This is a genomic window from Arthrobacter melezitosi, assembly GCF_054511055.1.
This window is the reverse complement of record NZ_JBTNDJ010000004.1, coordinates 1-13,912: the sequence shown is the minus strand read 5'-3', so window position 1 is coordinate 13,912 and position 13,912 is coordinate 1. Positions and strand designations below refer to the sequence as shown.

Sequence of the window (13,912 nt, the reverse complement as noted above, 5' to 3'; positions counted from 1 at the left end):
GCTGGTCTGGACCGGGAGTATCCTATGTTGATCAGTATCCTTACTACCGTTCGCGGCCGGCTCCGGCCGCTTGAAGCGAGATGGTGAAGGCAATGACCACAATCGACTCCACGCACACACCGGGTGCCGCACGGACAGGCACCGTCCCCATCGAAGCCGGCGAACTGCCTTGGTGCCACGGCTGCGGCACCGACGAGTTCCTGATCTTCGAAGAGTACGTTCCACCCCGGCTGCCGATCGGCGGCGGGGCCATCCTGCCCGCCAGCGCCGGCTACTCGTGTTCGGAGTGCGGCAGCTTCGCGGCGCACACGGTGCCCGGGGACTGGAGCCCGCCGCATTGGTTCTGGTACAGCTGATCCCTCCCCGGCCGGTTCCCCCGCCCCGGGGGACCGCCCTTGACCTTGACGCTGCGTCAACTCCTACGTTGGATGAAGCACGAATCCAAACGGGAGAACACGCAGTGGAACGATCGATCCAGGACGTCGCCCGCCTTGCCGGCACGACAAGCAGGACCCTGCGCCATTACGGGCAGCTGGGACTCCTGCCGCCCTCGCGCGTGGGCGCCAACGGCTACCGGTACTACGACGACGGCGCCCTGGTCCGCCTCCAGCGCATCCTCCTCCTGCGCGGACTCGGGCTGGCACTGCCCGCCATCAAGGAGATCCTCGATGGCGGTGAACACCCGGCCGCTGCCCTGCGCACCCACCTGGGACAACTGCGCCGTGAACAACAGCGGATCGGGCAACAGATCGAATCGGTGCTCGGCACCGTGCGGAGTCTTGAGAGAGGGGAACCCCTGATGGCGGAGAACATGTTCGACGGTTTTGACCACACCCAGTTCAAGGAGGAGGTGGAGCAGCGGTGGGGCGCCGACGCGTACGCCTCGGCGGACGCCTGGTGGCGTGCGAAGAGCGAGGGGGAGCGCAGGGACTACTCGGCCGCGGCGAAGGAGCTTGCGGAGGACTGGGCCGCCGCGGCGTCCGGCTCCGAGCGGCCCGGGGGATCCCGCGCCCAGGAGCTGGCCGCCCGGCACGTCGCCTGGTTGTCCGACGCGCCGGGGATTCCCCGCGAAGACGGCAGGCCGGCGAAGGGCTACATCCTCGGCCTGGGGGAGATGTACGTCGCCGATCCCCGCTTCAGCGCCGTCTACGGGGGCCCGGAGAAGGCCGGCTTCGTCCGGGATGCCCTGAAAGCCTACGCCGAGGCCAACCTCTAGGCCGCATCTGCGTTGCGGCCGGTCCGGCGGAGCCCGCAGCCGGCCAATGGCCGCCCCGCCGCACCGCCTCCGGAATATCCGGAGGCGCCCGGCGGGGCCGGCGCTCTTGACCCTCCCTGAAACAGGTGGTTCGATGATCGCGTGCGCCCCGAAGCGCACCGAAGGTGGGAGGCCCCGAAATGGGATCGACTGTTGTTCCAGGGGGCGGGAGCAGGAAAGCTGCTCAACACAAAAGTGCGGGATCCGGCCGCGGGCCGGCGCCGGGGCGGCCGTGACGGCGCAGGCGGCCGGCCAGCGGCGGGCCGACGGCGCGAGGGGACTCGTCGCGATCCTCACGGTCGATGACGAACCGAGCGTCTCCCGGGCCGTCGCCCGGGACCTGCGCCGGCGCTTCGGTGAGCACTACCGGATCGTACGCGCCGATTCCGGAGCCGAGGCGCTGGAGGCGCTGCGGGAACTGAAGCTCCGCGGCGACGAGGTCGCCCTCCTCATCGCCGACCACAAGATGCCCGAGATGAACGGCATCGAGTTCCTCGAAGCCGCCATCGACATCTACCCGGCGGCGCGACGGATGCTGCTGACCGCCTACGCCGACACGAGCGCGGCGATCGACGCAATCAACGTCGTCGACCTCGACCACTACCTGCTCAAGCCATGGGACCCGCCGGAGCAGAAGCTCTACCCGGTGGTCGACACGCTGCTTGAGTCCTGGCGCACCGCCGACCGCCGGCCGGTCCACACAACGACCCTCGTTGGCCACCGGTGGTCCGCGCGGTCCTTCGAGGTGCGCGAGTTCCTCGCCCGGAACCAGCTCTCGTACCGCTGGCTGTCGGTCACCGAACCGGAGGCCCAACGGATCATGGCGGCGGCGGGGACCGACGGCTCGGTGCTTCCGGTGGTGGTCACCGCCGGTGGCGACGTGCTCATCGCCCCCACCGACGCCGAACTCGCCGAGCGCGTGGGGCTAAGCACCGCCCCGCTCGAGGACTTCTACGACCTCGTGGTCGTGGGGGCAGGCCCGGCGGGCCTGGGCGCCGCCGTCTACGGCGCCTCCGAGGGGCTGAGGACCGTGCTCGTCGAGAAGAGCGCCACCGGCGGTCAGGCGGGGCAGAGCTCACGGATCGAGAACTACCTTGGCTTCCCGGACGGGGTTTCGGGCGCCCAGCTCGCCGACCGTGCCCGGCGGCAGGTCGCCCGGTTCGGCGCCGAGGTCCTCACCACCCGCACCATGACCGGGCTCGAGGCGAGGGGCGGTGCGCGGGTGGTGACCTTCGCCGATGGAAGCGAGATCGCCGGCCATGCGGTCGTCCTGGCCCTCGGTGTGGCGTACAAGACCCTTGAGGGTGAGGGGCTGGCCCACCTGACGGACCGGGGGGTCTTCTACGGTGCGGCCACGGCCTCGGCGGCCGACCTCGCCGGTGAGGACGTGTACATCGTCGGCGGCGCCAATTCCGCGGGACAGGCCGCCGTCTACTTCGCCCGCTCGGCCCGCTCGGTGAAGCTGGTGATCCGCGCCTCGACACTCCAGCTCTCCATGTCCTCCTACCTCATCGACCAGATCGAGGCGACGGACAACATCGAGCTCCTGCTGCGGAGGGAGGTGGTGGCGGCGAGGGGGGAGGACCACCTTGAGGGACTCACCCTGCTGAACCGGGGGACCGGCGGCACCGTGGAGGTGCCGGCGAACTGGCTGTTCGTGTTCATCGGAGCCGATCCCCATACCGGCAGCCTGGAGGGCGTCCTCGTCCGCGACAGCCGCGGGTTCATTGTGACCGGCAATGACCTGCTGACCGACGGCAGGCCCCCGGCGGGGTGGCCGCTGGACCGCATGCCCTACCCCCTGGAGACCAGCGTCCCGGGAGTGTTCGTGGCCGGGGATGTGCGGGCCGGCTCCGTGAAGCGCGTGGCCTCGGCCGTTGGCGAAGGCGCCATGGCCGTCACCCTCGCCCACCGCTACCTGGCCGCGCAGTGACCGGGTCGGAACGCTGCGATCCCCGGGAGATCCGCACGCTCTTCCTGTTCGAGAAGCTCACCGAGGAGCAGCTCGCGTGGATCTGCGAAATCGGCAGGGTGCACTCCTACGGGGCGGAGCTGATCTACGGGGAAAACACCCCGGCGGAGCGCTTCTACGTCCTGCTCGAGGGCGAGGTGGTCCTGACCAGGCGGGTCGGCGACGACGACGTCGAGCTCATCCGCACAAGCCAGCGCGGCGTGTACGCCGGTGCGGTGCAGGCCTACCTGGGCGACCGGGTGCCGCAGAGATACGCGACGTCGTTCCGAACGAGCCGGCCCAGCAGGTTCCTGGAGATCGGGGCGGACGACTTCGGGAACCTCATTGCCAACTGGTTCCCCATGGCCCTGCACCTGCTCGAGGGGCTGTTCCTCGGCATGGAGAACACGCGGGAGGTGATCGCCCAGCGGGAGCGCCTGATCGCCCTTGGCTCACTGTCGGCCGGGCTCACCCACGAACTCAACAACCCCGCCGCCTCGGCGCTGCGGGCCACCGCCGTACTGCGCGAACGGGTCGCCGACCTGCGCGACACCATCCATTTCGCGGCGGGCCTGACCGTGGCCCCGGAAGCCCTCGAACGGCTCGTCGTCCTGCAGGAGGAGGGCCTGCGCCGGTCACGGCGCGTCGGAACACTCAGCCCGCTCGGGGTTTCGGACCGGGAGGACGCGCTGTCGGAGTGGCTGGAGGACCGCGGCGTCGAGGGAAGCTGGGAGCTCGCGGCGACCTTCGTCCAGGCCGGCGTCGACGAGGCGTGGCTGGCGGAGGCCGCAACAGCAGCTCCGGACGGCGACATCAACGGGGTCCTGCACTGGCTGGCCAACGTGATGGCCACGGAACAGCTGATGACCGAGATCCAGGATTCGACCTCCCGCATCTCCTCCCTCGTTCAAGCCGCCTCCCAGTATGCCCAGTTGGACCGGGCGCCCTACCAGGTGGCCGATGTGCGGATGCTGCTGGACAGCACCCTCGTCATGCTCAACCAGAGGATCGGTTCCGGTATCGCCGTCGAGAAAACCTATGACGCCGACCTGCCGCCGGTGCAGTGTTACCCGGCCGAACTCAACCAGGTGTGGACGAACCTCATCGACAACGCGGTCGCCGCCATGGAAGGGCAGGGAAGGCTGAGCGTGAGCGCGGTCCGCGAGCGCGAGGCGGTCCTCGTGGAGATCGCGGATACCGGCCCCGGCGTCCCCGAGGACATCCGCGCCCGCATCTTTGAGCCGTTCTTCACCACCAAGCCGGTGGGCCGCGGCACCGGCCTGGGCCTCGACATCTCCTGGCGGATCGTCGTGAACAAGCACCACGGCTCCCTGAAGCTCGTCCACGGCCCGGGCACCAGGTTCCAGGTGCGGTTGCCGCTGCGCCAGGCCGCGGAGGACAACGGCGCGGGCCCCGCCGTGGCACCCGGATCCGGATCCGCATGAACACCGCCCTGGTCCTGCTCGCCATCGTGGCGGTCATCTGCGCGGGAAGCGCCCTGGCCGCCCGGTGGCGGATGTCGGCCCCGCTGCTGCTCGTGGTGATCGGAGTGATCGGCTCCTACCTGCCCTTCATCCCCCCGGTGCGCCTTATCCCGGAGCTGGTGCTGATCGGCATCCTGCCGCCGCTGCTCTACGCGGCGGCGCTGCGCAGCTCGGTCGTGCAGTTCCGGGCCCTTCGGCGTCCCATCGCGCTGCTCTCCGTCGGCTACGTCATCTTCGGCACGGTCGCCGTGGGCCTCCTCGTCGCCTGGCTGATCCCCGAGGTGCCCCTGCCGGCCGCCTTCGCCCTGGGCGCCGTCGTAGCGCCCCCGGACGCCGTGGCGGCGACCTCTATCGCGCGCCGGGTGGGAATGCCCCGGCGGGCAGTGGCGATCCTGGAGGGTGAGTCACTCATCAATGACGCCACGGCCCTGGTGCTGCTGCGCTCCTCCATCGCCGCGCTCGCCGGAAGTATCAGCCTGCTGGAGGTCGCCTTCGAACTTGTGGTGGCCGCCGCCGGCGGCGCGCTGATCGGCGCGGGCACCGCGCTGCTGCTGCTGGCGATCCGCCGGCGGGTGCTGAACGTGCCGATCAACACGGCGATGTCGTTGGCCGCTCCCTTCGTGGCGTTCCTCCCCGCCGAGGCCCTCCATACCTCCGGGGTGCTCGCCGTCGTCGTGGCCGGCCTGATCATCGGCACCCGGACTCCTGCCATGCCCGGCAGCGCCTCTCGGTTGAGCCAGCGCACCAACTGGGCCACGGTCCAGTTCCTCCTCGAAAACGCGGTGTTCCTGCTCATCGGGCTGCAGGTCCGCTCGATCGTCGACGCCGCCCTGATGGATCCGATGGGCCCGCCGCGGGTCTGGACCGTGTGCCTGGTCATCCTGCTGGCGGTCATCGTGCTGCGCCCGGTCTGGATCTTCCCCGCCAGCTACCTGCCGCGGCTCCTGCCGCCGATTCGGAAGAGCGAGCCCCCGCTGCCCTGGCAGCTGCCCGCCGTCGTCTCGTGGGCCGGAATGCGCGGGGTCGTCACGCTGGCGGCGGTGTTCGTTCTTCCCCCGGACGTCCCGCACCGGGCGGTGCTCGTCCTCGCCGCCCTCGTGGTGGCCGCCGGGACCCTGGCCGTCCAGGGTTTTACCCTGCCCTGGGTGGTGCGCCGGCTCGGGCTGCGCGGCCCCGACCGCCGCGAGGACGCGCTGCAGCGGGCCCTGCTGGTGCGCCAGTCGACGGCCGCCGGGCTGGGGCAGCTCGAGGGCAGGATTCTTGACGGGGATTCCCCCGAGATGCTCGGAATGCTCCGCGGCCGCACCAGGGAGTGGAGCGCCGCGGCCTGGGAGCGGCTCGGCCCGCCGGAATCCCAACTCCAAACGCCGAGCCAGCGGTATTTCGAACTGCGGATGGTCATGCTCGACGCCGAACGGCGGGAGGTGCTGAACCTGCGCCGTTCGGGCGCTTATGCCGCCGAGGTGGTCGACGAAGTCCTCGAACGGCTCGACTCCGAGGAGGCGATGCTTGAGACCTTCCTCGCCGAGGAGGCGGACGAGGCCGGCGAAGCCGTCCCGACGGCGCTTCCGCCGGTCCCGGTGGACGCGCGGACCGGGCCCGCCCGGGACGGGTGTTCACACCTCCGGGACGCACCGGACCAGCAGGCGCCGGAGCGGCCGCGGTGCCTTGAGTGCCTCCGGGAGGGAACGACGCCGGTGCACCTGCGCATGTGCCTCTCATGCGGGGAAGTCGCATGCTGCGAGTCCTCGCCAGGGCTGCACGCCGAACGGCATTTCCGGAACACCGGGCATCCGCTGATGCGCAGCGTCGAGCCGGGTGAGTCATGGCGCTGGTGCTACCTCGATGAGGTGCTTGGCTGAGACCCGCCCGCACACCCGGGCACCGGGGTGGGAAACACAAAGGCCCGTCCGGCTGCTGCCGGACGGGCCCCTGTGCTCACGAATCGATCAGCGGGCGGCGCTGATCAGTTCGCTTGTGGCGGCGCGGAACAGGCCGCCCTGCCGGGTTCCAATGAACAGCCACTTCCCGTCGTCGCTCGCATCGAGCGCCGTCACCGAGGTGGAGGCCAGCCCGGCGGACACGTTCTTCCAGGTGGCACCGCCGTCGAGGCTTGCCAGCACGCCGCGGCCGTGGACCCACAGGGGGCTGGGGCGGAACGTCGTCGATCCGGCGAAGAGCACCGTCTCGTTTCCGTGCTTGCCTTTCACCGTGGCCGAGGTGATCGAACTGGTGTACATGTCGATCCCGCCGACGTCCGAGCGGGTGAAGCTCTTCCCGCCGTCGGTCGAGACCGAGATACCCCGACCCCCGGCGACAATGTGCAGCGGATCGGCCGGATCGACCCAGACGGTCGAGGTCTCACCCTCCTGGACCCGTCGGATCGTCTGGCCGTCGTCGTCCGAGACGTAGAGTCCCTCGTCGGCGGCAAGCCACATCCGGGAGTCGTTGGAGGGGTCGATCGTGATGTTCCGGATGGTGATCGGGTGCTCGTACGTCGTCCAGGTCTGCCAGGCGTCGTGGGTGACCCAGAGTCCCGTGTCGCCCAACTGGGAGTAGCTTCCCGCGCCGTGGCCGGCCACCGTCGGGCTGGCCTCAAGGTCGTGGATCACCTGTCCGCCGGATTTGCGGCCGAGCTGGGTCCAGGTCGATCCCGCATCGGTGCTCACCTGGATTTCGTGGGAGAACCAGGCGTCCACCCGGCTCCGCCACAGGGTGTTCCTATCGCCGGCGTCCTGCTCAAGTTCATCCGAGCGGACACCGAACATGCCCTCTCCGCCCGTTCTGCCCCATTCGACGATGTTGGCGGGCAGCGTGCGCCCGGCGGGGAGGTCCCGCGACCCCGTCCCCTGGTCGTCGGAAATGAACACCCGCGGACTGCCCTTGGCATCGGTCGAGGCGATCACGTCACCGACGGTCGTCGCGGAAACCCCAAGCCGCTTGAAGGAGCGGCCGTCGTTGCCGGAGGCGTAGAGGCCGCCGGCTTCCATGGCCACGAGCAGGGATCGCCGGTCATCGGGCCACCGATCGAAATCGCTGCCCACACCGTAGATCGGGTAGGGGGACGTCTGCCAGGTCGCGCCGTTGTCGGAGGACCGGGCGTAGCCGTTGTCGCTCGTGGCCCGGATCAGTTCATTGCCCACGGCGTGGATGTCAACGGAGTAGGACCCGAGCGGATCGGACGTCGTCCAGGTGGTGCCCTTGTCGGTGGAGGTGGAGACCCGTTCGCGCTCGCTCACGGCCACCACCGATCCGGTCGCGGCGATGCCGGTGAAGACCGTGTCGGGGGATTCGTACACCTGCTCAGGGGTGCCGGGCTTCCCGAAGATCCCCTCGACCCGCCAGACCGTATTGCGTCCGGCGACGAGCAGGTTGCCGTGCTGCAGGGTGGCTCCGTTCACGAGGCCGGGCCAGCGGAACGGGACGTGGGACCAGCTGGCCCCACCGTCGAGGCTGGTCTCGACGCCGTCGGCCGTGAGGACGGCAAGTTTGCTGCCGTCATTGACGACCGCGGAGAAGTGCTTGTCGGGCATCGGCAGGACGCTCCAGGTCTTGCCCAGGTCCTCCGTGCGCAGCAGGCGCCCGGCGTAGCTGGGATCGAGGGCTGGCTGGCCCGGCGCGCCGTTGACGGCGTACCAGAATGCCTTGCCGTTCTTGGGATCGGCGATGGGGACGCCGGCGCCGTCCGCGACCGGCAGGGACTTCACCTGGCGCCAGGAGGCGCCGCGGTCGGTGGTGACGAACGGGCGGACCGAGGTCGACGTCGTCTGCATGGCCGTTCCGGGTGCGGCCGGGGACACGGCCAACTGGTACGAGCTGGCGTTGCGGCCAACCTGCTTCCAGGTGCTTTCGTCGGTTTCGCCCGAGACGACCTCCAACGTGCCCGTCCCGACGATCTGCCGGCCGCCGGTGGTTGAGGCGGCAGTCACGGTGTAGGCACCGAGATCGCGCGCCTCGACGTCGGCGCTGAACCAGCCGGGCATGGTGGGGGACGGGACGGTGGCGACGGTCAACGGTTCGGTGCCGCCATCGGTGGTGCGCGCGACGGTCAGGGTCGGTGCTTCGTCGAGGCGGAGGAAGGAGGAGACCAGGACCTGCGTCGTTCCGGGCGCTGCGGGTTGTGGCGTCGCGATAACCGAGAGGCGGCGTGAGTGCTCAAGGTAGGGGATGCGCACCTCGGTGCCATTGCTCAGGCGGGCGAGAATCACTCCGGAGAGCTCGGAGTCGGCATCACCGACCACGGCGGAGGCCAGTGCCTCGACCGGAACCGAGGCGCCGGGTCCAAGAGTGAGTTCGGTGCTGCTGAGCGTCAGGTTCCCGGCGCTGTCCTTGGAGGGAAGGACCTCAAGCCGGGCAGAGACCGGCTCGCCCGAAAGGTTCTCCAAAGTGAACCCGAGGGAGACCGGCTGATCTTCACCGGCATCGGCCTGGCCGAACCCGAGGGACGACGGCGAGGCGAGGACGCTTGCCGCCGCCAGGGTTCCCACGTCCGCCCGGCCGGCGCCCTGCACGGTCGGGGAAAGCCGTGCCGATGCTCCGGTGAGCTCCTTGGAGCTGCCCACCAGGAGCGACCTGAGCGATGCCGGCGGAAGGTCCGGATGCTGGGCACGTGCGATGGCCGCGGCTCCCGCAACGAACGGGGAGGCCATCGACGTTCCGGAGAGCCGCAGGACGTTGCCGGGTAACCCTTGGAAGGCAGGGACCGTGGAGAGGATGTCCAGGCCGGGGGCCACGATTTCGGGTTTGAGCAGACCGCGGACCGTCGGGCCGCGGGAGCTGAAGCCGGCGATCGTGTCGGTCGCGTCAACCGAGGAAATTGTCACGCGTGCCGTCCCGTCCTCCACGGAGGGGGCGAACGCGGTGTACTCGGAGTGCTTCATGCCAAGGACTACCAGCGACTCCAGCCGTGAATCGTTGGCCTGGGCGAGGGAGCCGGCGCCGCTTGGAGCGACGTTGATGATGCCGGGCTCCGGCTCGCCAATCGGGGGTGGGCCGGGCGTTTCCGTGTCGTTCGTAGGGGGGGCGGAGTAGAAGACCATCGCCACCGCGCCGCGCTCCTCGGCGAGCAGGGCCCTCGTGATGTGGGGGCCGGCGGACTCGGTCGCGCTCCGGGGGAGGTCGCCCATAAAGGCGACGATCTTTCCGGAGACATCCCCGGCCGCGTCGAAGTCGGCCGGGCCTCCCGACCCTCCGACGGCGACCACCGGTGCGGTGATGTCCTGTTCGGGCGGATTCGCACTGAACGGCGCCCGCCAGGTGGAAAGCCCACGCTGCACGGGAGCGGCGAGCGCTGCGGTAGCGACCCGGAAGTCGGTCACGGATGCGCCGACGGCCAGGACGTCAGGGGCCGCTGCGGGCGATCCGACGGTCCCCTCGCCGGGACCCTCATTTCCGGCGGCGGCGACCACGAGGGAGCCGCTCCTGGTGGCGTTTGAGGCGGCGGCACCGAGCGCGTCGTAGCCGTCGCCTGCGCCACCCAGGCTCATATTGATGACATCGGCGGGGTGGCGGCCGAGCGGGTCGGCCGCGGCCTCAACGGCGGCGATGATCGTCGATTCCCAGCCCTCCCCCTTGGCATCGAGCACCTTGTAGGCGGTGAGGGAGGCCTCCGGCGCGACACCGGCTGCGGGGCCGGTCCCGGCCACGATGCCCGCCACGTGCGTGCCGTGGTAATGGTCATCCATCGGGTCTTCGTCCTCATTGACGAAGTCGTACCCGCCCACGACGGTGAAGTCCTCACCGAGGCCGCCGCCGAGTTCGGGCAGCGTGTAGTCCACCCCGGTGTCGAGGATGGCGACGACCGAGCCTCCGCCGGCAGCGGCGTCGGCTGGCGTCTCGGCGTTCTTCTCCGGCTCGGCCGGGTCGGATGCTTCGGCGGGAGCCGAGGGGGAAGGCGTGGGGGAGGGCTTCGCGGTCGCTTCCGGCTTCCCGGTGGGAGCGGTGGGTTCTGCTGTTGCCTTCGTCTCGCCGGCCGGTGCGGTGGGGCCGTCGGTTGCCGCCGGCTCCTCCGAAGGCTCGGCCGGCGGGGTGGCGGGGGCGGTCTCCAGGAGGTGGACCCGGCGGTCCAGCTCCACCCGGGCGACCCCAGGAATCCCGCGCAGGGACTCGAGCTGATCCGCATCGACCGTGGCGATGACGGCGTTCAGGACGCCGGCGACGTGCCGTGGCTCGTCGAGCCGGATGCCGCGGGCCCCGGCCTCGGCGAGGACCGCCTCCTGGGCTCCGGTGACCTCGGTGCGGGCCGAGCGGTAGGCCTCCCGCGCCGAGGAGCGGGCGTTTCCGGCGCCTCCCCGCAGCGCGCCGGCCTGGGCATCACCGATTCGACCGAGCGCGTGCTCCCCCTCGAATTCGATGATGACGCGTTGGGGTTCACCGCCGGCGGCGGCGGGAGGGGCGTCGACGGCGGCCAGGCCGCTCGCGATGACAGCGAGGACCGCCGTGCCTCCGGCAAGATGGGTTAGGGAACGGGAACCGAGCATTGACATGGGCATCCTTCGTCACGATCGCCATTTGGCGTGCCGTAACTCTACGTGTCCCCTCACCAGAAAACTGGCCGCGCACGGCCTCTGGCCGCAGGAGGCCAGAATTGCGCATCCTGCACTGCGCCCAATGTGTCATCAACCCGTCACAACCAGCCGCGGCGGGCCGCCTCCGCCCCTGCCTGGAACCGGTTGGCCGCGCCCAGTTCCGCCATCAGGTCCTGGCTCCTGCGGCGCAGGGTGCGGGCCGACATGCCGAGCTGGCGGGCGATCACCTCGTCCTTCAGGCCAGCTCCGATCAGGGTGAGCATCGCGTGCTCCTCCGGGGTGGGCGCCCGCTCCGTCCGCTGTGCCGGGGTGGCCAGTTCCCGCGCGAGGGCCTCGGTGGTCCCCGCAACCGGGATGGCCGAGCGCCAGTAGAACTCGAACAAGCTGCACAGGGCGTCAACCAGCGGGGGAGACTCGGTCACCAGGGCATCGAACCGTTCGCCCTCCAAAGTGAGGGAGACCATCGCCATTGAGCGGTCGGCGATCGCGAGCTTCAGGGGAAGCTCGGGCACCGCCCGCGCCTGTTCGCCGCGGGCGACGAGCTGCTGGACCTCCTCCCAGCTGCCCTGGTGCTCGAAGCTCGCCGCCGAGTAGACGGCCCGCCACGAGACGCCCCGGTCCAGCACCACGGGTTCGAGCGGGTTCGAGGAGGCCGAGACGTAAGGGGGCCGGTCGAAGGCAAGGAACTCCCTGCCCGCCTGGTGCTGAAGCCGTACATACCAGGAGGCCAGGGCATCGGCGCCGCTGAGCACCTGGGTCTGGGGCGCCTCGGCCTGGCTCGAGCGGCCGGCGTCGAACTGGTCCGCGAGGGCGCCGATTGAGTCGCGGATGCGGGCGAGGCCGTCGCTGTACCGGTCGGTGAGGATCCGCAGGGCAAAGCGGGGGTCCACCGGCGCGTAGTCGCCCTCCGCCGTGGCGCGCCGGGCAACCAGGCCCATGCCGCGCAGCAGGTCCAGCCGCTGTTCGGCTTCGGCGTGGGGAATGCCAAGCTGCTCGGCCACCAGCTGGACGCTCGCCGCGCCCTGCCGCAGGACGAGGTGGTAGATGCGCTCGCTGGCCTCGTCGATTCCGAGGAGGTCGAGAACGGTCTCATCCTTTGCCATGGCATTCAGACTACCGAGGCCGCGGTCTGCGTGCCGTTGATGAACCGCGCCCGACTCAATTCCCCAAGGAGCAAGAGGGCCCTGGGAACGGTTTGCCGACCGGGCTTTTCCGGGCCTGCCCCGGCCCCGTTGGATAATGGGCAGTCCCCCTCAGTAGTGTTTCCCTATGGCCTCCCTTCGAAACAGCCGCGCCGCTGCGCTCCCAGCCAAACTTTCCCGCTCCTGGCTGCTCGCGTCAGCGGCCTCCGAGGCCAACTTCGCACCCGCCCTGGCCTCCGAAGCCGACTCCGTCATCTTCGACATGGAAGATGCGGTGCCCGCTGAGGCGAAGGCCGAGGCCCGCGCGCGGGTGGTGGAGGCGTTGTCCTCCGGCATGACCGCCTGGGTGCGGGTCAACGGCATCGAGACCGAGTACTGGGCCGATGACCTCGCGGCCCTCTCCGGCCTGCCCGGGCTGCGCGGGGTCATGCTGGCCATGACCGAGAAGCCCGAGCAGGTGACCCACACCGCGATGCGCCTCAAGGCCGGCACGCCGGTCCTCGCCCTCGTCGAGTCGGCGCTTGGAATCGAGAATGCCACGGCCATTGCGAGCGCTCCGGGGACCTTCCGCCTGGCCTTCGGTGTCGGTGACTTCCGCCGGGACACCGGAGCCTCGGACGACCCCATGGCCCTGGCCTATGCGCGGTCCAAGCTTGTGGTGGCCTCCCGTGTCGGCCAGCTCCCGGGGCCCATCGACGGGCCGACCGTCGGGGCGCTCGGTGAGGACCTGCTGCAGGCGAGCAAGGTCACCGCCTCGATGGGGATGACCGGCAAGCTGTGCCTCTCACCCGAGGCGACCGACACGATCAACAGGGCGCTCTCCCCGAGTGAATCGGAGATCCAGTGGGCCGTTGAGCTGCTCAGCGCCCATGCCGCCGGCGCCGTCGTCGGGGACGGTTCCTACCTTCCGCGGCTGGCCCGGGCGCAGAAGATCTCGTCACTGGCCGACTCCTACGGACTCTGGAACGCCTGAGCCGGTAGGTCGCGCTTCGGCGGCTTAGACCGCCATGGCCCTCTGCTGCTGTGCGCTGAGCGGGGAAGCCCCTCCGCAGTTGCTGCAAACCAGAAGGCGGCTCCGCCGCACCGTGAGCAGCGGGATGAAGAACAGCGTGAACTTCGTGGCCCGCTGGATAACCTGCTGCGGAGCGAAGCGCCCGCAGAAGTGGCAGCTGGCGGAGCGGGAGAACAGGACGCGCTCGCGCGTGGTGAGGCCGAACAGGAAAAACATCGTGCTCCTTCAATGGCGCGGGATTGGTCCGAGAGATCCACGCTACCCCTAACCCGAAGAAAATAGAAAGCATGCTGATGATTGACTTGCCGCCGCCTGTCCGGGTGCCTTAACCCAAAAACGTCCCGCACCAGGGGTGCGGGACGTCCTTGAAAGCGGAGGTTACTGCCGGCGGTACTTGTTGACCAGGGGGCAGTCGAAGGGGTCGCGGGCCGCGAGGCCGACCCGGTTGAGGTAGGTGACCACGGCGGCGTAGGAGGCGCCGACGCCGACCTCGGTGTAGGGGACCTTGAGGGTCTCGCAGTGCTCGCGGACGATCACGGCG

At 70.0% G+C, this 13,912-nt stretch carries 9 protein-coding genes and 1 pseudogene; 6 read left to right on the top strand and 4 right to left on the bottom strand.

Annotation, left to right across the window (positions count from 1 at the left end; all coding sequences use genetic code 11):
• The first annotated feature begins 92 nt into the window (after window positions 1-92).
• From ACX80W_RS06085 to ACX80W_RS06065, 5 genes are all read left to right on the top strand, one after another.
• The gene (locus ACX80W_RS06085; protein WP_459281392.1) at window positions 93-356 is read left to right on the top strand and encodes a hypothetical protein; all 264 of its coding nucleotides are present in this window, start codon (window positions 93-95) and stop codon (window positions 354-356) included.
• A gap of 104 nt (window positions 357-460) precedes the next feature.
• Complete coding sequence (locus ACX80W_RS06080) at window positions 461-1,216, top strand: MerR family transcriptional regulator (protein WP_459281390.1); 756 nt, start codon at window positions 461-463, stop codon at window positions 1,214-1,216.
• Window positions 1,217-1,487: 271 nt separating this feature from the next.
• Window positions 1,488-3,188 carry an NAD(P)/FAD-dependent oxidoreductase gene (locus ACX80W_RS06075; protein WP_459281388.1) on the top strand — a complete coding sequence of 567 codons (1,701 nt, stop codon included), beginning with the start codon at window positions 1,488-1,490 and terminating at the stop codon, window positions 3,186-3,188.
• Complete coding sequence (locus ACX80W_RS06070; protein WP_459281386.1) at window positions 3,185-4,651, top strand: ATP-binding protein; 1,467 nt, start codon at window positions 3,185-3,187, stop codon at window positions 4,649-4,651. Before ACX80W_RS06075 ends, ACX80W_RS06070 begins: the two co-directional genes overlap by 4 nt.
• Window positions 4,648-6,552, top strand: coding sequence for a cation:proton antiporter domain-containing protein (locus ACX80W_RS06065; protein WP_459281384.1), 1,905 nt, complete (start codon window positions 4,648-4,650; stop codon window positions 6,550-6,552). The genes ACX80W_RS06070 and ACX80W_RS06065 overlap by 4 nt, the downstream gene beginning before the upstream one ends.
• An 87-nt stretch (window positions 6,553-6,639) precedes the next feature.
• On the opposite strand, the gene ACX80W_RS06060 is transcribed toward ACX80W_RS06065, so the two are convergent.
• Both ACX80W_RS06060 and ACX80W_RS06055 read right to left on the bottom strand, forming a co-directional pair.
• Window positions 6,640-11,175, bottom strand: a complete 4,536-nt coding sequence (locus ACX80W_RS06060) for a S8 family serine peptidase (protein WP_459281382.1) — start codon at window positions 11,173-11,175, stop codon at window positions 6,640-6,642.
• A 140-nt stretch (window positions 11,176-11,315) separates the two neighbouring features.
• The gene (locus tag ACX80W_RS06055; protein ID WP_459281380.1) at window positions 11,316-12,320 is read right to left on the bottom strand and encodes a helix-turn-helix transcriptional regulator; all 1,005 of its coding nucleotides are present in this window, start codon (window positions 12,318-12,320) and stop codon (window positions 11,316-11,318) included.
• 166 nt (window positions 12,321-12,486) lie between these two features.
• Between ACX80W_RS06055 and ACX80W_RS06050 the strand changes: the two genes are divergently transcribed.
• Window positions 12,487-13,332 (top strand): HpcH/HpaI aldolase/citrate lyase family protein, encoded by an 846-nt coding sequence (locus tag ACX80W_RS06050; protein WP_459281378.1) that lies wholly within the window; start codon window positions 12,487-12,489, stop codon window positions 13,330-13,332.
• Between the two features lie 24 nt (window positions 13,333-13,356).
• Here ACX80W_RS06050 and ACX80W_RS06045 read toward each other — a convergent pair whose 3' ends face one another.
• Window positions 13,357-13,587: a zinc-ribbon domain-containing protein gene (locus ACX80W_RS06045; protein ID WP_459281376.1), complete on the bottom strand. Its 231-nt coding sequence runs from the start codon at window positions 13,585-13,587 to the stop codon at window positions 13,357-13,359.
• A 162-nt stretch (window positions 13,588-13,749) separates the two neighbouring features.
• Window positions 13,750-13,912, bottom strand: a pseudogene (locus ACX80W_RS06040) (acyl-CoA desaturase); the annotation flags it as partial.

Bases quoted from the DNA above. Each gene is read 5' to 3' on its own strand.
- ACX80W_RS06085 (WP_459281392.1), top strand. From the start codon at position 93: ATGACCACAATCGACTCCACGCACACACCGGGTGCCGCACGGACAGGC.
- ACX80W_RS06065 (WP_459281384.1), top strand. From the start codon at position 4,648: ATGAACACCGCCCTGGTCCTGCTCGCCATCGTGGCGGTCATCTGCGCG.
- ACX80W_RS06060 (WP_459281382.1), bottom strand. From the start codon at position 11,175: ATGTCAATGCTCGGTTCCCGTTCCCTAACCCATCTTGCCGGAGGCACG.
- ACX80W_RS06055 (WP_459281380.1), bottom strand. From the start codon at position 12,320: ATGGCAAAGGATGAGACCGTTCTCGACCTCCTCGGAATCGACGAGGCC.
- ACX80W_RS06050 (WP_459281378.1), top strand. From the start codon at position 12,487: ATGGCCTCCCTTCGAAACAGCCGCGCCGCTGCGCTCCCAGCCAAACTT.
- ACX80W_RS06045 (WP_459281376.1), bottom strand. From the start codon at position 13,587: ATGTTTTTCCTGTTCGGCCTCACCACGCGCGAGCGCGTCCTGTTCTCC.